This window comes from Vibrio sp. B1REV9, from assembly GCF_905175395.2.
GTDB classification, from domain to species: domain Bacteria; phylum Pseudomonadota; class Gammaproteobacteria; order Enterobacterales; family Vibrionaceae; genus Vibrio; species Vibrio alfacsensis.
The window spans coordinates 89,226-108,919 of the sequence record NZ_HG992745.1 but is presented as its reverse complement, the minus strand read 5'-3'; the positions used below and the strand labels follow the sequence as shown (position 1 = coordinate 108,919).

The following is a 19,694-nucleotide window of genomic DNA, read 5'->3' as shown; positions in this document are numbered from 1 at the left end:
GACGTTGGACATTGTAGCAAGCAATGATACTTTTCTTTACTCCTAAGATCAGATGCTAGCCTACTTTGCCCAGTTCTGATGTTATGCGATCGTTTTTTTACTGGAGATCCTAATGTATAAGGACTTTTTCGGGTTTGCTGAACTGCCATTTTCGATTGTTCCAAACTCGCGTTATTTGTATCTAAGTCAACGCCATAAAGAGGCGATTACGCATCTGCAGGCGGGGTTAGGTGATGGTGGTGGTTTTGCCATGCTAACGGGCGAAGTGGGTACCGGTAAAACCACGGTCGCAAAAGCGATGTTGGCGAATCTGAATGAGAACACTAAGGCAGGGTTAATCCTTAATCCAACATTTTCTAGCCGTGATTTACTTGAAGCGATTTGTGATGAGTTCAGTGTGGCTTACCCACAAGATGCGACCTTGAAGCAACTTAATCAGGCGATCCATGGTTACTTACTCGATAATCACAAGTTGGGTTGGCAAACCTTATTGGTGATCGATGAAGCCCAGCATTTAGCTGCTGATGTGCTTGAGCAATTACGACTGTTAACCAATTTAGAGACGGACACCAGAAAGCTACTTAAGGTGTTATTGGTTGGTCAGCCAGAACTGCAAAGATTGCTACAAACGACTCAGCTTCGTCAACTCGCACAGCGCATTACGGGGCGCTATCACCTTCTACCTCTTGATGAGAAAGAAACTGCGGATTATATCGCCTTTCGTTTGCATACCGCTGGTGGCGATCAGCAACTGTTTGATCGGAGTTCGACTAAGCTCATTGCCAAATACAGCCATGGCATCCCTCGTTTGATTAACCTGATCTGCGATAAGTCGCTTAATCTGAGTTACTACAAAGGTAATCGAACGGTTGATAAGCAGACGGTCACTCAGGCTTGTGAAGAAGTGATGCAGTTCCAAGCCGAGATCTATCAGCAGGATAAGCCGAATCAGACGTTTGAATGGCCAGTCTGGGGCTCGGTCGCTATTGGCGTCTTAGCCGCTGTTGGCATTGGATGGGGGGTTACGCAGCAACTGACGTTAAAGCCATCATTGAATGTTCAGCCGCTCAATTCCGCGCAAACAGAGCTTCAGATGAGCTCACCAAAAGTGAGCGAGCATACCGTGATTGAGCCGCTAATTTACGATCAGCTAACGAACGAACAGCGCGATTTATTGTTGGAACAAAATCAGTCGAGTCTCGCGATTAATGAGCTTTATCAGCTTTGGGGTTATCGAGCATCGGTGCGTGACAATTTATGTTTATCGGAGCCGCAATCGACGATGCGTTGTCAGCGTAAAATGGCAACCTGGCCACAATTGGTGCAGCAAAATCGCCCTGTGGTGTTGGAGCTCAATTACCAAGGTCGGGTAGGCTATGTGATTTTGTACGCGATTGGTGACGGCAAAGTTGAAGTGCTTAATGGCAGCGAGCGCTTACGTTTACCGACGTCATGGCTAAAACCTCTTTGGCAAGGCAATATTCTTGAGTTGTGGCAAGCGCCACTCAAAGAGACGCTTCGCTTAGGGATGGAGGGGCCTGCTATTGCAATCCTTGATCAACTCTTAGCACAGGCTGTCAATGAACCAGCGATTGGAACTGAAAAATTCGATGCAGCCCTTCTTGAGCGTGTCGAGCTGTTTCAGCGTTGGCAAGGTATTCGCGTGGATGGCATTGCTGGTCAACGCACTTTGGAACTGTTACAGCAAGGCGTTCAACCTGACGCGCCAGAGTTAAAAGAAATTACAGAGGAGCAGGCATAATGTCAGTCATCAAACATGTTGGACTCTTCTTATTGCCTGTGACGATTACCGCAGTCGGTGCAGCTTGGTATCTGGAGTTGTTTGCTTTAGAAACTTCGACCGCAGCTGTGGAGAACAAAGCGAATCAAGAAGTCGAACTTAGCAAAGCAAGCAATGTAAGCAATGCCCTCTCTGCGATTAAACCTAAATTCGAAGTATTAAGTTATCCAGAGGTGACACAACTTGCTCAATTGTCGCGTGAATGGCCAATGGTTGAATCACCGTTAGATATGGAGAGTTTTGCTGGTGAAACTTTCACGCATGATCAGTTAGTACAAGATGAATACGAGCAGTTTGCATTGGATGGACAAGTGAAGAAAACGAGCCCAACAATGGAAAGCCAAGATGATTTAGGGTTATCTCTCGATGAGCTCGACTTGTCTTCTTTGTCTCCAGACTTAGCGTTAAAAGTTGAAAATGCACTGACGAACTCAGGTCAGACACCTGAACGTCAATTGACGAAAATGGATGATTTAGAGCAAGACGCACAGGAATGGCATGGTCGACTGCCGGCACTTAACTTACAAACTCACATGTACTCAAGTGATGTAAAACGACGTTGGGTGAAAATCAATAATACCGAGTATTATCAAGGTGACGTCGTGGATGGGCGAATCACGCTGAAAGAAATTCAGCCGCAAGCCGTCATTGTCGAATTCCAAGGCCAGCAAATTCGTATTCCAGCGTTGTACGAGTGGAAAGGGTAGTTTCGAGTCGTATTCTCTTCTGAAAACAAAAAGCCAGTCGATAGTCGACTGGCTTTTTAATGGATTTAGCTTTTTATTAGAATCGAGCTTGAGACGATTATGCCCAACCTGCTGGCGATTTCTTTCTACGAGGAACCACGTGAGGAAGAAGCAAACCGAATAGCAGACCAAGACCCGCAACACCGCCACCGTAAGTGAAGTACTTAAGCAACATGTCGTCTTTTTGCGTGTCTAGCTTCGCGCGAAGTTCGCGGTTTTCTGTCTCTACGGAGGTCAGTTGTTCACTGATTTCTGAATACTTCTTCTCGAGATCTGAAATCTGCTGATTACGAGTCTCTAAAGACGTCACTAAACCTGCTTTTTCTGTGTCTGAGTTTTGACGAGCATTTGCCAGCTGAGCTTTGACTTCAGTTAGTTCTTTTTCGATACGCGGCAAACGGATTGCCATGCTCTCTTGCTTGGTCACGAACTTGTTTTGAACCCAACCAGTACGGCCACGAGCATCACGAACTTGCGTGTAACCGGTGTCTTTGTTGGTTTGCAGAAGTTGTACTTTAGAGCCTGCGTTAACACTACCAATGATACGGTAAGTGTTGTTTGGACCAGAGTGCATAAAAGTGAATAGGTCATCAGAAATATAACGGTCTGCCGCTAGTGCCGCTGGCGCTGCTAGCAACGTAAACAAAACCGTGATGAATAGTTTTTTCACAATAAATCCCTTAACGATTTTCTTGGATACAGCTTAGGCACCGTATGATTGGAGCCGGAAATAGACGAATAGTATGCAGTTTCAAACGTTGGTGCAACAAAGAAGGGAGGCGAAGCCTCCCTTTCTGTGCGTTTGAGTCAATAATGACAAAGCGCTTACATTGTATTGACTCAGTACGTCAGCACCAACGTGTTCTTACGAGAACGCAGCTTGGATGCCGTAGAAGAATACAACCGCCAATAGTGCGCCTGCTGGTAACGTAACGATCCATGATGCCACGATGTTACGAACCACGCCTAGGTTAAGTGCTGCGATACCGCGAGCAAAACCTACACCTAGAACCGCACCAACAAGAGTTTGAGTTGTAGAAATAGGTAGACCAGTACCAGACGCTAGAACTACGGTACATGCTGTTGCTAGCTGAGCGGCAAAGCCACGGCTTGGCGTTAGTTCAGTGATACCTGTACCAACGGTTGCCATTACTTTATGACCAAGCGTTGCAAGACCAACGACGATACCAAAGCCGCCTAGAGGAAGGATCCACCATGCGATTGTGCTTTTCGCGGTCACTTCACCCATGTGTTCAACCGTTGAAACAACAGCAGAAAGTGGGCCGATCGCGTTAGCTACGTCGTTTGAACCGTGAGCAAATGCCATTGCACATGCAGTGATAACCATAAGTACGCTGAAGATACCTTCTACACCAGCAAAGCCACGGTCTTCTTCACGGTTTGCGAATTTCTTCTGAATGTAGAAGTAACCACCAATCATAACTGCTGCTGAAACGACACTTGCCCATACCCATGCTTCACCGTTTGTTAGGTGAAGACCAACGTGTTTTAGGCCTTTTTTGATCGTTACTAGTGCAATCACCATAGTCGTGATGAACATGTAAACTGGTACAAAACGTTTTGCGTTGAATAGTGGGTTCTCTGTATCAAAGATCAGACGCTGCGCGCTGACAAAGATGACGTAAGCGAAGAAGCCAGAGATAACCGGAGTAATGATCCAGCTACCAACAATCCCTTGAACACTGCTCCAGTCGACAGCTTCAGTACCTACAGACACACACGCAAAACCGATGATCGCACCGATGATTGAGTGAGTAGTCGATACCGGCCAACCCATGTAAGAAGCAAGAAGTAGCCACGTACCAGCTGCAAGAAGCGCTGACATCATACCGTAGACAAGAACGTCAGGTTGGCTAGCAAATAGAGATGTTTCGATAACACCTTTACGGATAGTGTCGGTTACTTCACCACCAGCAAGATATGCACCCGCAAATTCGAAGATCATCGCAATGATGATCGCTTGTTTTACGGTTAGCGCTTTTGAACCTACAGATGTACCCATCGCATTGGCTACGTCGTTCGCGCCAATACCAATTGCCATCATGAAACCAAAAATCGCTGCAACAATAATCAGGACAGTGCCGTAGTTCGCAAGGATATCCATCGTAATACCTAGTTGTTTTATAACAAGCGGAGCAAAATTTGACGCGCATTAACCCATTAGACGATGAAAATACTCATCGTCCATGTGACAGGCGCTAATCGTGCTCTTCGTTATGTCGTTAACTTATGTTTTAAGATCGAGATAGCATGACTTCCAAACGAGCACCTACGCGCTGCGCTTGGTCGGCAATACCACCTACCCATTCAAGAATCTTGTACAAGAACATGACATCGATAGGGTTCATGTCAGATTCAATCGCCATTAATTGTTGGCGTAGTTCAATCTGCATTGCATCGGTGTCATCTTCAATTGCGTCCAACTGATGAATCATTTCAGCAACGAGCGTTACTTCACGGCCTTTGAAGCCGGTCTCTAGTAATTCATCAAGTTCATTGATTACTTTTTGCGCTTGGTTAGCCGCATCAAGACAACGTTGAACGTAAGCGAGGAAGTTTGGTTGGAGTGCCTCAGGAATGACAAGTTGGCGACCATATACACGGCCAGCAATATCTTTTGCCAAGTTCGCTAGTTTGTCCTGTTGAGTAAGTAGCTCAAGCATGTCTGTACGATCGACAGGCATAAACAAACCGCGAGGCAGTTTTAGACGAATTTCACGTTTTAGCACGTCCGCTTCTTTCTCTAGGTGAGAAATTTGAGCACGGATTTCAGATGCTTTTTCCCAGTCACCTTTAGAAGAAACTTCAAAGAACTTAACTAGGTGTGAACAACATTCGTTGACACACACAACGTGGCGTTGCAAAGGCTTAATAGGGGACTTTGCAAATAACCCCATAATTGTATTTACTGGCATGGTCATTCAACCTAATAGCTATAACCTTAAAAAAACATACACCATTTCTTGGCGAAATGTTGAACGGATGGCTATAAAGGCGCGCATGTTAACGCATTCAATGGCTCTTTAAAACTGTTTTAGATCATCATTCTGGTGATATTTCTTTCTTGCCGAGGGGGAAAATAGGCAATATCCTGTTTCTATCTGCTTTGAAAGGTATGGCTATGGAAACCGAGATAGAACTGAAGTTTTTTGTTTCTCCAGAATTTTCAGAAACTTTGAAAAACAAAATTTCTGAAACCAAAGTACTTCAGCACAGTTGTCGAGACTTGGGTAACACTTACTTTGATACCGCTGATAACTGGCTACGCAAGCACGATATTGGCTTAAGAATTCGTCGTTTTGATGATGTATTTGTTCAAACAGTAAAAACAGCCGGGCGTGTTGTTGCGGGTCTTCATCAAAGACCAGAATATAATGCTGAGCACATTAATAATGATCCTGAGCTCACACTTCACCCATCTGATATCTGGCCAGCAGGTAAAGACATCGCCACGCTGCAATCTGAACTAACGCCTCTTTTTTCGACCAACTTCACACGTGAGCAGTGGTTAATTGGTATGGCTGATGGCAGTCAAATTGAAGTGGCCTTTGACCAAGGGGCGGTTATTGCCCAAGGTGAAGATGGTGAAGAAAGACAAACGCCAATCTGCGAAGTGGAGTTAGAGCTAAAATCGGGCCAAACGGATGCGTTATTTACGCTTGCTCGCAGTTTGTGTGAGTCAGGTGGTATGCGCCTTGGCAATATGAGTAAAGCGGCGAAAGGTTATCGTTTAGCAACAGGTTATGCGGGTGATGAGGTCAAGCCACTGGCGTTAGTCGACAGTACCAAGCACGACACCGTGGAATATTGCCTTATTAATTCTTTAGAGCACGCTCTTGCACATTGGCATTACCACGAGCAAATTTACACCGAACGTGATTGTGTTGAAGCGTTGCGTGAAATTGTTAATGCCATTCGTTTTATTCGTCAGACATTTACTATCTTTGGCAGCATAGTACCACGTCGAGCGAGTGCGATTCTGCGCCAAGAAATGAAGTGGCTTGAAGAAGAGCTAGAGTGGCTCGATGAGCATGCACATTTAGAAGAGTTGTTGGATGATAAAGGTAACGTACTGCGTAAGCTTGATGCGCGTAAGTTCCTTGTATCAGAGCTTACTCAGCAACTTGAAGAACTGCCAAGCCGTGAACAAGTATTGGAATTGTTGAGCTCTGCGCGTTACACCGGACTTCTCTTAGACTTGAGTCGTTGGATTTTGACCCGTGGTTGGCAACCGTTTTTGGACGATAAAGCCCGCGAGAAGATAACCAGTAACATTCAACCGTTTTCCGTTATGCAGTTGGATCGAACTTGGGCAGAGCTAATGGAAGCATTTCCTGCAGAGCGTCAGTTGTCTGCGCAAGAATACATCGATCAGCGTTATCGTTTATTACGTAACTTGTACACGGGCATTGGTTTTGCGAGCTTGTACGATGCGGAAGAGCGCAATAGTTTTCGTTTACCATGGGCTGATTTAGTGCACGGTATCGATGATCTTTTAATGCTAAATCATCTATTGCCAATGGTGGGTATGCTTGAGGACGAAGAGCAAGAGCAATTAGAGCGTTGGTTAACGCGTCAGGAGCGATCAATTTTACATGCCATGGATCAGACTCGCGCTATCGGTGTTGAAGTTGAGCCATATTGGCAAGAATAAAGATTGAATAAGAAATAGGGCCTTGAGCCCTATTTTTTTTGTGCGGTATTTCGGTATGGAGCTTTTTCTCGTTCTCATTTCATGCGTAAGGTCACAGCTAAAAAGAGTGAGCGCATAAAAGTCTACAGTTTATAAAATTAACGCCGATAGAATGATTGAGCATTTGAGAACCAATGGCGCGGAATCAATGAGATGTCACATTTGAGACGATTAATGAGGGTAAGAATACCTAGATTAGAGATGTCTTTGATACCATGGTTCGTTCGCTAATATTGAAGTAAATAGAACGACTTAAGCAGTAGAAGTATAAATAGACGGAGGATGGACGATGGAAAAGCTGGCATTTAAGCCGTGGGAAAGGGTGATATCCGACATTAAGCTTGTCCCTAAAATGGTCATGCTGATGGTGTTCAGTACCGTCTTAATCGTGGCAAAGCAATTGTGGGATGCAAATACATTTCATGATTCATTATTAGCAGCCACACACAATGAGCAAATTGCCCAACAACACTATGAAGCTTACCTAACTCAAGTCGCATGGCAGACCGTGATCTTGATTATTGTCTTTGTTGTATTATTGCTTGCTGCAGCGCGAGTGATGCTACGTCAGACGCAGTATTTAAGTGAGGCCATAAAGCTGATGGCTAGTAAAAACCTTTCAGTGCCGTTTGATATGGACTGTAAAGATGAATATGGCGATGTAGCTCGTGAGCTAGAGATAACACGCCGCCAACTGCACGATGTGATTCAGCTGCAGATCACTGCATCTGATGAGTTAGCAACACTCACTGAAGTCATGACGATGAGCATGTCAGAAACCAAAGACTCCGCGCAAGATGAGTTCAACGAAATCGATCAGTTAGCGACGGCCATGAGTGAAATGTCCTCTACGGTTCAAACTGTGGCAGAGCATGCTCAAACTGCTTCATCGCTCACGGAACAAGCCTCAAAGCAGGCGGTGACTGGGCAGCAGTTCTTGCAAAAAACCATGTCTAAAATGAGTGAGCTTTCTACTGACATTAGCTCTTCTGCTAATGCCGTCAATCAAGTAGAAGAGCGCGTTGAAGCCATCGGCAGTGTTGTTGGTACTATTCAAGGCATCTCTGAACAAACCAACTTGCTGGCTTTGAATGCGGCAATTGAAGCGGCGCGTGCTGGTGAAGCGGGTCGTGGTTTTGCGGTTGTTGCGGATGAAGTTCGTAATCTTGCTCAGCGCACTCAACAAGCAACGATTGAAATTCAAGAGATGATTACACAGCTGCAAAATAGTGCAGAGTCTGCCGTTGAGCTCATGGAAAAAAGCGTGGTGGAAGCTGCAGAGGGCGTTGAGCTGGTGTCTAATGCGGGTACTGAATTAGATGGTATTGTCGGCCAGGTTACCCAAATTAATGACATGAACTTCCAGATTGCGACGGCATCTGGTCAGCAAAGTAGTGTCGCAGAAGAGATGAGCCAAAACCTGACGAATGTTCGAGAACTGGTTGAGGGCTCAGTGGTAGTCATGACAGAACTGCTAGAAACGGCAGAAATGATGCAAAATAATGCTGGCGAACTGGATAAGAAGATAAACTCATTCCAAGTTTAATCTCGCTTCGTTTTGATAAAACGCCCGCAAACATTTTGTGGGCGTTTTTATTTGTCTTAACTCTGGTATAAATAGAGTGTGCTTTTCAAACAAGGAAGAAAAATGCAACTGCCATCGTCACTGATTTCTGTCGCGGATTCTGCCGTTCAACATGCGGAAAATGCAGGATACTTTCAACATTGGCCAACAGAAGTTGCCGAACAATTTCGTTTTGTGTCCGGCTTAAGCAAGTTTATTTCCGAAGCAATTCATCGCGATGAATTGCTCGCTCAAGATTTGCCAACAATGCTGATAGAAAGCAGTCGATCGTCTAGTTATCGAGAACGTCTTGCGGCGCTATTAACAGAATGCCATGACGAAATGTCGGGTCACCGAGTATTACGTCAGTTCCGTAACCGTGAGATGGTGTATATCGCGTGGAAAGACTTTACTCAAGCTTGGACGTTGGAAGCCTCTCTTAGCCATCTGTCTCAACTGGCCGAAGCGATGATTTTCGAGACCTACCAGTGGCAGTACAAGATTTGTTGCAATGAGTGGGGCACCCCAACCAATGCCGCTGGCGAAGCGCAACCGATGCTGATTATTGGTATGGGAAAGCTAGGCGGTGGTGAACTGAATTTTTCTTCTGATATTGATTTGATCTTCACTTATCCAGAGAACGGTGAAACCCAAGGCGCACGCCGCAGTCTTGCTAATGCTCAGTTCTTTACTCGTTTGGGTCAGCGCATTATCAAGGCATTAGATCAACAGACTTTTGATGGTTTCTGCTACCGAGTCGATATGCGCTTACGTCCATTTGGAGAAAGTGGGCCATTAGTGATGAGTTATGCCGCATTGGAAGATTACTACCAAGAGCAAGGTCGCGATTGGGAACGTTACGCCATGATTAAAGCGCGAGTTATGGGGTGCGAAATGTACCCACAATATCAAGAGTTGCGCCAAATGCTGCGTCCGTTTGTATTTCGCCGTTATATCGATTTCAGTGCGATCCAATCTTTGCGTCGTATGAAGTCGATGATCAGCAGTGAGGTGCGTCGTCGAGGCTTAAGCAATAATATTAAATTGGGTGCCGGTGGCATTCGAGAGATCGAGTTTATTGCGCAGGTTTTCCAACTGATTCGAGGGGGACGAGAGCCCTCATTGAGAGGCCGCGGGCTACTGGAAACCTTAAATGCTATTGGTGAATTAGGGTTACTTGCGAAACACGAAGTGACGAACCTTGAGCAGGCGTACAAGTATTTACGTCAACTTGAGAACTTACTGCAAGCCATGGCGGATAAGCAAACTCAAACCTTACCTGATTGTGATGAGGACCGTCTCAAGCTTGCGACGGCCATGCGTTTTGAATCGTGGGAGGCATTGGTTACTCAAACTCAGCAGCATATGAGCAAGGTACACAATGTGTTTGAGACGCTCATTGGTGATGATGAAGATGACGAAACGGAAGCGGTGCCACGACACTTTCATGAATTATGGGACATGGCAGCGAAACCCGATGTGTTAGAGCATGTTCTGCAAAACGACGTTCATGCCGATAACTCGCAAGAGTTGGCAAAAACCATCATGCAGTTCAAAACGGATCTTGCGAAGAAGACGCTTGGCCCTCGTGGACGAGACGTGTTAACTAAGCTGATGCCGAAAGTCTTCAATGCGGTTTTTGCTCATCCAGATGCCCAGTTTGGTTTACCACGTGTTTTACATTTGCTACACAATATTTGTACGCGTACGACTTATCTTGAACTGTTGGACGAACACCCAGCAGCGTTAGTTCAATTGGTGCGTTTATGTACTGCAAGTCCGATGATTTCCGAGCAGCTTTCGCGCTATCCAATTCTGCTTGATGAGCTAATTGATCCGCAGCACCTGTATAATCCAATTCCGTTAGAAAGCTACCGAACAGAACTGCGAGACTTTCTTGCACGTATTCCAGAAGATGACATGGAACAGCAAATGGAAGCGTTGCGTCAGTTTAAACAGATTTGTATCTTACGCATTGCCGCCGCCGATATTGCAGGCGTATTACCTGTGATGAAAGTGAGCGATCACTTAACCTACTTAGCAGAAGCGGTGGTTGAAGCGGTGATCAATCAAGCTTGGCTTCAAGTGTCCGAAAAGTATGGTGAACCTACTCACGTGAAAGACCGTGAGGGGAAAGGTTTTGCCGTGATCGGCTATGGGAAAGTGGGCGGTTGGGAGTTAGGCTATAACTCAGATCTTGATATCGTGTTTATGCACGACTGCCCAGTGAACGTTTACACCGATGGCAAAAAAGAGATCGATGGGCGTCAGTTTTATCTTCGCTTGGCGCAGCGCATTATTCATATTTTTTCTACCCGAACGGCATCTGGCATTTTGTATGAAGTCGACACGCGACTGCGTCCATCGGGGGCATCAGGCCTATTAGTAAGCCCAACTGACGCATTTGATGATTATCAACATCAAGATGCTTGGACATGGGAGCATCAGGCGTTAGTGCGTGCACGTATGATTTATGGCGATGAACCGCTTGCGATTGCTTTCCACAACACGCGTCATGATGTGCTGTGTAAAACGCGCGATCAAGATGCACTGAAGAAAGAGGTGGTCGATATGCGCGAGAAAATGCGTGGTCACCTAGGTGGTAAAAAGTCCGGTCGCTTTATGCTTAAACAAGATCAAGGCGGTATTACAGACATTGAATTTCTCGCTCAATATCTGGTACTCAACTACAGTCACAGTAAACCAAAACTGATCCGTTGGTGCGATAACGTGCGTATTTTCGAAACCTTAATTGCTCAAGGTGTGATGGAAGAAGATCAAGCAATGCAATTGACGCGCGCCTACACGTCTATGCGTGACGAAATTCATCGTCGAAACTTATTGAACCTAGATGCTGATGTGGCAGAGGACAAGTTTGTGGCTGAACGAGAGTGGGTGAAACATGCATGGAATCATTGGTTCTCTTAACCCTAAGGTTCTGCCTAGAAAAAGGCTGTGTTAAACTCACTGCGATTAAATTTTTGGAGACCAATAATGAAACCAATTCTACCTGATTACAGCAGCGCGGGTGTACTTATCATCGGCGATGTCATGCTAGATCGTTACTGGTATGGCCCGACTGGACGTATCTCTCCTGAAGCGCCAGTGCCTGTTGTAAAAGTAGAAAACAATGAAGAGCGTCCTGGTGGTGCAGCGAACGTTGCGATGAACATTGCGTCATTAGGTGGCCACGCTCACATTGTTGGTCTAACGGGTATGGATGAGCCAGCAAAAGTGCTGACAGAGACGCTCACGTCTTTGAAAGTGAAGTGCGATTTTGTCGCTTTACCTGAATACCCAACCATCACTAAATTACGTGTTATGAGTCGTGGTCAGCAGTTGATTCGCCTTGATTTTGAAGACAAGTTCGAAAATACCGATCCTGAGCCAGTCATTGCTCGTATGGAAACCGCGCTTCCAAGCGTAAAAGCTGTGATTTTATCGGACTACGCAAAAGGCACGTTAGAGCATGTACAGGCGTATATTCAAAAAGCGCGTGCAGCGAATGTCCCTGTCTTTATCGATCCAAAAGGTGCGGACTTTGAACGCTACCGTGGTGCGACACTTCTGACTCCAAACATGAAAGAGTTTGAAGATGTTGTCGGCAAAGTGAAGTCTGAGCAAGAGCTCGTGGAAAAAGCATTGGCATTGGTTGAAGAGTTTGACTTCGAAGCCTTATTGGTGACACGCAGTGAAAATGGCATGACGTTGATTCGTCGTGGTCAAGAGCCGTTCCATCTTCCGACCCAAGCAAAAGAAGTGTACGACGTGACGGGTGCTGGAGATACGGTGATTTCTGTATTGGCATCATCATTTGCCGCGGGCAAATCATTTGAAGAAGCGTGTGCATTAGCGAACGCGGCAGCGGGTGTTGTGGTTGGTAAACTGGGGACATCAACGTTATCTGAAATTGAATTGGCAGAAGCGGTGCACGGCAGTCAAGATACCGACTATGGTGTAATCACAGAGCAAGCCTTGATTGAAGCAGTGAAGAAAGCACGCGCGAAAGGCGATACCGTCGTTATGACTAATGGGTGTTTCGACATTTTGCACGCGGGTCACGTCTCTTACCTTAACCACGCTGCAGAACTCGGTGATCGCTTAATTGTTGCCGTCAATACAGATGAGTCGGTAAAACGTCTAAAAGGTCCAGGTCGCCCTGTTAATCCAACCGATCGTCGTATGGCGGTACTAGCGGGTCTTGGTGCTGTGGATTGGGTGGTGCCGTTTAGTGAAGACACACCACAACGTTTGATTTCAGAAGTACTACCAAGCTTGCTTGTTAAAGGTGGTGACTACAAACCAGAAGAGATTGCGGGTGGTAAAGAAGTGATTGCCGCAGGTGGCGAAGTACGAGTATTAAACTTTGAAGATGGTTGCTCTACGAGTGAAATCATCAATGCTATCAAAGGTGGCAAGGGGTAATTCCTTACTCGCCAAACTGATTGTTAAAACTGATTGTTAAAGGTCGCTTTCGAGTGACCTTTTTTATTTGGTATTGCTAAAGCGTAATAAAAACGCCAGTGGGGAAACCAACTGGCGTTTTGTATTTGTTTAGTTAGATAAACAGACTGTTAGCTTGCTGGTTTTAGGCCGGCATTCACATCTAGGATATCTTGCTCACTCAGCGTACCTACCGCTTGGCGTAGTTGAAGTACGCTTAGGATGTAGTCGTAACGAGCGTTGGATAGGTTTTTGTTTGCATCGTATAGACGACGTGTTGAATCTAATACGTCGACGATAGTACGAGTACCCACATCAAAACCCGCTTCTGTTGCTTCTAATGCAGAACGTGCGGAAACAACAGACTGCTCATACGCTTTTAGCGCACCGATAGATGCATTAATGTTGTTGTTTTGTGCGCGAACATCTTTAACGACGCTACGGTACTCTTTCTCTAGGTCTTCACTTGCTGCAACGTACGCGAACTCAGCTTGTTTGGTTTGCGATGTAATGTTACCACCTGTGTATAGTGGTACCGCTAGGTTCACACCAATGTTAAAACCATCTGTTGTATTGTCGTTGATGCTGCTTGAAGTATTCGATGTGTCGGAATAGTTGTAGCCACCATCCAGCGACAGCGTTGGCAGGTGACCAGAGCTTGCTAGTGAGATATTGTCACGCGCGATATCTTGAGAGATACGTGCTGATAATAGGCTTAGGTTGGTTGTTTTTGCTTCATCAACAAGAACATCTGCTGGGCTGTTTGAGCGACTTGCAGAGAAACGTGCTGTATCTAGTACGTTTAGGTTTTTGTGTTCTTGGCCTGTGATCTCACGTAGAGATTCGTAGCTGTTGATCAGAGAGTTTTGTGCCAAGATCTCATCCGCAAGTACGCCATCGTACTGCGCTTGAGCATCATGAACGTCAGTGATTGCCGATAGACCGACTTCAAAGCGTTGTTTGGTTTGCTCTAGCTGACGGCCAACCGCTGCTTTTTCTGCGCGGACAAAAACCAAGTTATCTTGCGCACGTAGAACTTCGAAGTAAGCTTGTGCAACGCGAAGAATTAGGCCCTGTTGAGTCGCCGCGTATGATGCATCTGCCTGACGAGCGGTTTTTTCTGCCGTATCTAGCGTGATCCAAGACGCACGGTTGTACAGCTCTTGGGAGAAGCCAACACCTGCTGATAATACGTCCTGATCGGTAGACGCTTTAGGACCAGAATCCGGTTCTCGATCGCCACGAGTTAGGTTGTAACCCGCAGTCAAGTTGATTTGTGGCAATAGGGCACTGCGGCTAGAAGTGATTGCTTCAAATGCAGCATCACGTTGTGCAGCAACGCTGAGTAGCTGAGGATCGTTTTGTTTTGCTAAGTCATAAATTTCAGCAAGAGAGTCTGCCCATGCAGAGGTACTCATGCTGCCTAGCGCTGCACTGATAAATAGTGGAAGCAGTTTTTTCATTTTCCATTCCCGCGGTCAATAGATTGGTTAATTCTCAGTAGTTTAACTCAATTTGAACGATATTTACTCTAAACTTTGCACTTTTTTACATGTAATTGCCCATCTGTGCAATAAAATTTTTTGCAAAGGCTTAAAATTATTTGTAACTATTGTACAAAAAGTTGAGCCAAGTCCTTTGAGCAAGTCAATAACAATGAGTAAACTACAAGATTCACTCAGAGAGGTGCTCGATGCAACAGTGTGACAAGCAACAGAACGATTTTACTTCCCAAGATGTGGAAATAATCTCAAAGGAAACCGTATTTAAAGGTTTTTTTAAAATGGTGAAATACCGTTTTAAGCATAGATTATTTGCTGGTGGTTGGAGTGGGATTGTCGAACGAGAAATGTTCGAGCGTGGTCACGCTGCCGCAATGCTGCCCTATGATCCTATTAGGGATCAGGTCGTTATCATCGAACAGATCCGCGTTGGCGCATTAGAGCATAAGCATCCATGGCAACTCGAAATTGTCGCAGGCATGATTGACCGAGACGAATCTGCGGAAGAGGTTATTCGTCGTGAAGCGGTAGAGGAAGCTGGTATCGAAGTTCAACGAATGGCTCCTGTGACCTCATACTACCCATCTTCAGGCGGTTGCTCAGAAAAACTCGATGTCTTTGTCGGTGAAGTGGATGCATCTAAAGCGTATGGCATTCATGGTTTAGACTATGAAGATGAAGATATTCGAGTGCATGTGATCAGTCGTGAAACGGCGTATCAATGGGTGAAAGATGGAAAATTCGAAAACGGTGCTTCAATTATTGCACTGCAGTGGTTGCAACTTAATCATCAAGAATTGACATCACAGTGGGGGATTCCCCAAAAAGCGGAGAGTAAATAATGGTGCAAGCAGCAGTAAAACAGCGTTACCACGTTGACTTAGCGGGTCTAATGAGAACTTACGAGACCAATTACGCTAAGCTGAATGCTTTGCTGCCTGTTTCCGCCGAAGTTGGTGATGTTCGCTGTTATCAAGCTGCGAACATGATTTACCAACTGACCGTGAATGAAATCACAAAATACACTACGGTTGTTGAGATATGTCAGAGTGATGACACGCCGGTATTTCCTTTACCGACAATGTCTGTCAGGCTTTATCACGATGCGAGAGTTGCGGAAGTATGCTCAAGCGGAGAGTTCTCTCGTATCAAGGCGAAATATGATTATCCCAACGATCAGTTGATGCAAAAAGATGAGAAGCATCAACTTAATACGTTCCTTGGGGAATGGCTGACATTTTGTCTACGAAGTGGGATAAGTAGAACCCCACTTGCCTTCAATTGATTGTCATGTCATTACAGGATAATAACTAAAAAAACGAAATAGTAGACGAGTCAGGTTTTCATTTTGCAATCATCAAGTGACAGCATTAAGCTTTTACAAATTACAGATACTCATTTGTTTGCCGCCGATGAGGGAAGCTTGCTTAGCGTAAGAACCGCAGATAGTTTTTATGCTGTGGTACAAGAGATTCTTAAGCGTCAGGTGCAGTTTGAATATATTTTAGCAACTGGCGATATTTCACAAGATCATAGCGCAGAGTCTTATCAGCGTTTTGCTGATGGGATTGCCCCGTTAGAAAAAGATTGTTTTTGGCTTCCAGGTAATCATGATTACAAGCCGAACATGGGCAGTGTGCTGCCATCTTCTCAGATTCAAACGGTAGAGCATTTATACTTGGGTGAGCACTGGCAAGTGATCTTATTGGATTCACAAGTTGTCGGCGTTCCACATGGTAGACTTAGCGATCAGCAACTTTCTTTGCTTGAAGAAAAGTTGGCTGAAAACACAAATCGACACACGCTTGTCTTGCTGCATCACCATCCACTTTTAGTGGGTAGTGCTTGGCTTGATCAACATACGCTAAAAGATGCCGATGCTTTTTGGCAAGTCGTTGATCGTTTTGATAACGTAAAAGGCATTGTGTGCGGCCATGTTCATCAAGATATGAATGTGGTTCATCATGGTATTCGTGTGATGGCTACCCCATCGACTTGTGTTCAGTTTAAACCAAACTCAGACGATTTTGGGCTTGATACCTTATCGCCAGGTTGGCGAGAAATAGAGCTTCACCAAAGTGGTGACATCACGACCCAAGTTAATCGCCTAGGTGAGGGGCAATTCCAGCCAGATTTCACCTCAAACGGATACTAATCTAATCTTTTGCCCGAACCTGTTGTTCGGGCTACTTTTTTACGTGAGGCTCCTATGAGTAAACCCTCATTACTGCTGTATATTCATGGTTTTAACAGCTCTCCTCTTTCGATGAAAGCGAACGTGATGAAAGCGTACTGCGAGCAACATCGTCCAGATATCAAAGTTATCGTTCCCCAATTACCGTGTTTTCCTCAACTCGCAGCGCAATGCTTGTTAGATATCATTGAACAATACAAGAATGACTTTAACATTGGCTTAGTCGGAAGCTCGTTGGGCGGCTATATGTCAACATGGTTGAATGCTCAATTTGGATTTAGAGCGGTGGTGATTAACCCTGCGGTGAAGCCTTATGAGTTGCTCGTGGATTACTTAGGCGAGCAAACTAACCCATACACGCACGAAACCTATACACTTGAAGCCTGTCATATTGACGAGCTAAAAGCTCTTGATGTACAAAGCATCGCATCGCCTCAGTCTTTCTGGCTTTTGCAACAAACAGAAGACGAGGTATTAGATTATCGTCAAGCGGTCGACAAATTTGCGCAAGCGAAACAAACAGTAGAAAACGGCGGTGATCACAGTTTTATTGGCTTTGAGCGTTATCCTGCGCAAATCATTGAATTCCTGAAACTGTAACAATAGTGAGGCGATTGGAATAGGCTCATAGTTTTTAGTGCGATATCCAACCGTTTCTTGACATAGTTGGCCTGCTTTCCGACTATGTTTTGCCAAAAGATCTTAAGGGCGTATAAGCCCGACCCATTTTGTTTGCTTTTTCTCGTAAGAAACGAGAGGCAGATGAAGTGGCTTTTTCGTTTCTCGAGCGCGGAGCACGAACGGTGTCGTGCTCGAGATACAAGTAATCATTGAGAACAATTCCGTATTATGACTGAACAATATAATGCTGGGGCCATTGAAGTACTGAATGGCTTGGAGCCAGTACGTCGCCGACCAGGGATGTATACGGATACAGCGCGCCCGAACCATTTGGGCCAAGAAGTTATCGATAACAGTGTCGATGAAGCGCTAGCCGGACATGCCTCAAAAGTACAAGTCATCTTACATGCAGACCAATCACTAGAAGTGATCGATGATGGTCGAGGCATGCCAGTTGATATCCACCCAGAAGAGAAAGTATCAGGCGTTGAACTGATCCTATGTAAGCTTCATGCTGGTGGTAAGTTTTCCAATAAGAATTACCAATTCTCTGGTGGTTTGCACGGTGTAGGTATCTCGGTAGTAAACGCACTGTCTAAGCGTGTTGAAGTGACCGTACGCCGTGATGGTCAAGTGTACGATATTGCTTTTGAGCATGGTGAAAAGGTTGAAGATCTAACGGTAACGGGCACGTGTGGTCGTCGTAACCGTGGTACTAGTGTGCATTTTTGGCCTGATGCTAAGTACTTTGATTCAGCAAACTTCTCAGTAACTCGTCTTGTTAATAACTTACGTGCAAAAGCGGTACTTTGCCCGGGTTTAGAAATTACATTCACAGATAAAGTGAATGGAAAAGATTACCAATGGCTCTACGAAGATGGCCTAAAAGACTATCTGGCTGAGGGTGTAAAAGGCTATCCAGTAATGCCAGAGGAACCATTTACGGGTGAATTCTCTGCAGAAACGGAAGCGGCAAATTGGGCGGTGATCTGGCAGCCTGAGGGCGGTGAGATGATCACCGAGAGTTACGTGAACCTTATCCCGACGGCTCAAGGTGGTACGCACGTAAACGGTCTTCGCCAAGGCCTATTGGATGCAATGCGTGAGTTCTGTGAATTCCGTAACTTGTTGCCTCGCGGTGTTAAGCTAACCGGTGATGACGTATTCGACCGTTGTTCGTACGTGCTGTCGGTTAAGATTCAAGATCCTCAGTTTGCAGGCCAGACCAAAGAGCGTCTGTCTTCTCGTCAAACAGCAGCGTTTGTATCAGGCGTAGTAAAAGACGCATTCAGCCTGTGGTTGAACGAAAAGCCACAATTGGCTGAACAGTTAGCGGAAGTGTGTATCGCGAATGCACACCGTCGTATGCGTGCGAGCAAAAAGGTTGTACGTAAGAAAGTCGCATCAGGTCCGGCACTGCCAGGTAAGTTGACGGACTGTTCTGTGCAAGACCTTAACCGCACAGAAATCTTCTTCGTGGAGGGGGACTCGGCGGGTGGTTCTGCTAAACAAGCACGTGATCGTGAGTTCCAAGCGGTGATGCCACTGCGCGGTAAGATCCTAAATACGTGGGAAGTGTCAGCAGACCAAGTTCTTGCATCTCAAGAAGTGCACGATATTTCAGTCGCTTTAGGTATTGATCCTGATAACGATAATCTGGATGGCTTACGCTACGGTAAAGTTTGTATCCTTGCCGATGCGGACTCGGACGGTCTACACATTGCAACGCTGCTATGTGCGCTGTTCACGCGTCATTTCCGTGCTCTTGTTGAAGCCGGCCATATCTATGTCGCCATGCCGCCTCTATACCGTATCGACTGTGGCAAAGAAGTGTTCTATGCCCTAGATGATGACGAGAAAGAGGGTATTCTAGAACGTTTGTCTAAGAAGAAAGCCAAGATCAACGTGCAGCGATTCAAAGGTCTGGGTGAGATGAACCCTCTTCAGTTGCGTGAAACCACCATGGATCCAAATACGCGTCGTCTGGTTCAGTTAACCATTGATGATTCAGAAGCGACTATGGAAATGATGGACATGCTGCTTGGTAAAAAACGAGCAGATGATCGTCGCTCTTGGCTACAAAGCAACGGCGATATGGCAGAGGTTTAA

The 19,694-nt window shown here is 45.5% G+C and carries 15 protein-coding genes; 11 read left to right on the top strand and 4 right to left on the bottom strand.

The window, feature by feature from the left end:
• The first annotated feature begins 112 nt into the window (after nucleotides 1-112).
• The gene (locus KHN78_RS05875) at nucleotides 113-1,762 is read left to right on the top strand and encodes an ExeA family protein (protein WP_211915438.1); all 1,650 of its coding nucleotides are present in this window, start codon (nucleotides 113-115) and stop codon (nucleotides 1,760-1,762) included.
• Nucleotides 1,762-2,508 (top strand): general secretion pathway protein GspB, encoded by a 747-nt coding sequence (locus KHN78_RS05870; RefSeq protein WP_211915437.1) that lies wholly within the window; start codon nucleotides 1,762-1,764, stop codon nucleotides 2,506-2,508. The genes KHN78_RS05875 and KHN78_RS05870 overlap by 1 nt, the downstream gene beginning before the upstream one ends.
• A gap of 97 nt (nucleotides 2,509-2,605) precedes the next feature.
• Here KHN78_RS05870 and KHN78_RS05865 read toward each other — a convergent pair whose 3' ends face one another.
• The 3 genes from KHN78_RS05865 to KHN78_RS05855 all read right to left on the bottom strand — a co-directional run bounded on the left by KHN78_RS05865 (nucleotide 2,606) and on the right by KHN78_RS05855 (nucleotide 5,483).
• Nucleotides 2,606-3,217: a TIGR04211 family SH3 domain-containing protein gene (locus KHN78_RS05865; RefSeq protein ID WP_128811706.1), complete on the bottom strand. Its 612-nt coding sequence runs from the start codon at nucleotides 3,215-3,217 to the stop codon at nucleotides 2,606-2,608.
• Nucleotides 3,218-3,412: 195 nt separating this feature from the next.
• Nucleotides 3,413-4,672, bottom strand: coding sequence for an inorganic phosphate transporter (locus KHN78_RS05860; RefSeq protein WP_128811705.1), 1,260 nt, complete (start codon nucleotides 4,670-4,672; stop codon nucleotides 3,413-3,415).
• A 130-nt stretch (nucleotides 4,673-4,802) separates the two neighbouring features.
• Nucleotides 4,803-5,483 carry a TIGR00153 family protein gene (locus tag KHN78_RS05855; RefSeq protein WP_164837221.1) on the bottom strand — a complete coding sequence of 227 codons (681 nt, stop codon included), beginning with the start codon at nucleotides 5,481-5,483 and terminating at the stop codon, nucleotides 4,803-4,805.
• 206 nt (nucleotides 5,484-5,689) lie between these two features.
• Here KHN78_RS05855 and KHN78_RS05850 point away from each other — a divergent pair, with 206 nt between their 5' ends.
• From KHN78_RS05850 to hldE, 4 genes are all read left to right on the top strand, one after another.
• On the top strand, nucleotides 5,690-7,222 hold the full coding sequence (locus KHN78_RS05850; RefSeq protein WP_128811703.1) for an inorganic triphosphatase: 1,533 nt from the start codon (nucleotides 5,690-5,692) through the stop codon (nucleotides 7,220-7,222).
• A 328-nt stretch (nucleotides 7,223-7,550) separates the two neighbouring features.
• Nucleotides 7,551-8,807 carry a methyl-accepting chemotaxis protein gene (locus tag KHN78_RS05845; protein WP_211915436.1) on the top strand — a complete coding sequence of 419 codons (1,257 nt, stop codon included), beginning with the start codon at nucleotides 7,551-7,553 and terminating at the stop codon, nucleotides 8,805-8,807.
• Between the two features lie 102 nt (nucleotides 8,808-8,909).
• Nucleotides 8,910-11,753 (top strand): bifunctional [glutamate--ammonia ligase]-adenylyl-L-tyrosine phosphorylase/[glutamate--ammonia-ligase] adenylyltransferase, encoded by a 2,844-nt coding sequence (gene glnE / locus KHN78_RS05840; protein ID WP_211915435.1) that lies wholly within the window; start codon nucleotides 8,910-8,912, stop codon nucleotides 11,751-11,753.
• Between the two features lie 66 nt (nucleotides 11,754-11,819).
• A complete protein-coding gene (gene hldE, locus KHN78_RS05835; protein ID WP_211915434.1) occupies nucleotides 11,820-13,250 on the top strand; it encodes a bifunctional D-glycero-beta-D-manno-heptose-7-phosphate kinase/D-glycero-beta-D-manno-heptose 1-phosphate adenylyltransferase HldE in 1,431 nt (476 codons plus the stop codon).
• A 149-nt stretch (nucleotides 13,251-13,399) separates the two neighbouring features.
• On the opposite strand, the gene tolC is transcribed toward hldE, so the two are convergent.
• On the bottom strand, nucleotides 13,400-14,731 hold the full coding sequence (gene tolC / locus KHN78_RS05830) for an outer membrane channel protein TolC (protein ID WP_211915433.1): 1,332 nt from the start codon (nucleotides 14,729-14,731) through the stop codon (nucleotides 13,400-13,402).
• A 230-nt stretch (nucleotides 14,732-14,961) separates the two neighbouring features.
• Between tolC and nudF the strand changes: the two genes are divergently transcribed.
• From nudF to parE, 5 genes are all read left to right on the top strand, one after another.
• Nucleotides 14,962-15,612, top strand: a complete 651-nt coding sequence (nudF, locus tag KHN78_RS05825; protein ID WP_211915432.1) for an ADP-ribose diphosphatase — start codon at nucleotides 14,962-14,964, stop codon at nucleotides 15,610-15,612.
• Nucleotides 15,612-16,055, top strand: coding sequence for a DUF1249 family protein (locus KHN78_RS05820; protein ID WP_211915431.1), 444 nt, complete (start codon nucleotides 15,612-15,614; stop codon nucleotides 16,053-16,055). Before nudF ends, KHN78_RS05820 begins: the two co-directional genes overlap by 1 nt.
• Before the next feature lie 63 nt (nucleotides 16,056-16,118).
• Nucleotides 16,119-16,925 (top strand): 3',5'-cyclic-AMP phosphodiesterase, encoded by an 807-nt coding sequence (cpdA, locus tag KHN78_RS05815; RefSeq protein WP_211915430.1) that lies wholly within the window; start codon nucleotides 16,119-16,121, stop codon nucleotides 16,923-16,925.
• A 54-nt stretch (nucleotides 16,926-16,979) separates the two neighbouring features.
• Complete coding sequence (gene yqiA / locus KHN78_RS05810) at nucleotides 16,980-17,564, top strand: esterase YqiA (protein WP_211915429.1); 585 nt, start codon at nucleotides 16,980-16,982, stop codon at nucleotides 17,562-17,564.
• A gap of 249 nt (nucleotides 17,565-17,813) precedes the next feature.
• Complete coding sequence (parE, locus tag KHN78_RS05805; RefSeq protein ID WP_128811694.1) at nucleotides 17,814-19,694, top strand: DNA topoisomerase IV subunit B; 1,881 nt, start codon at nucleotides 17,814-17,816, stop codon at nucleotides 19,692-19,694.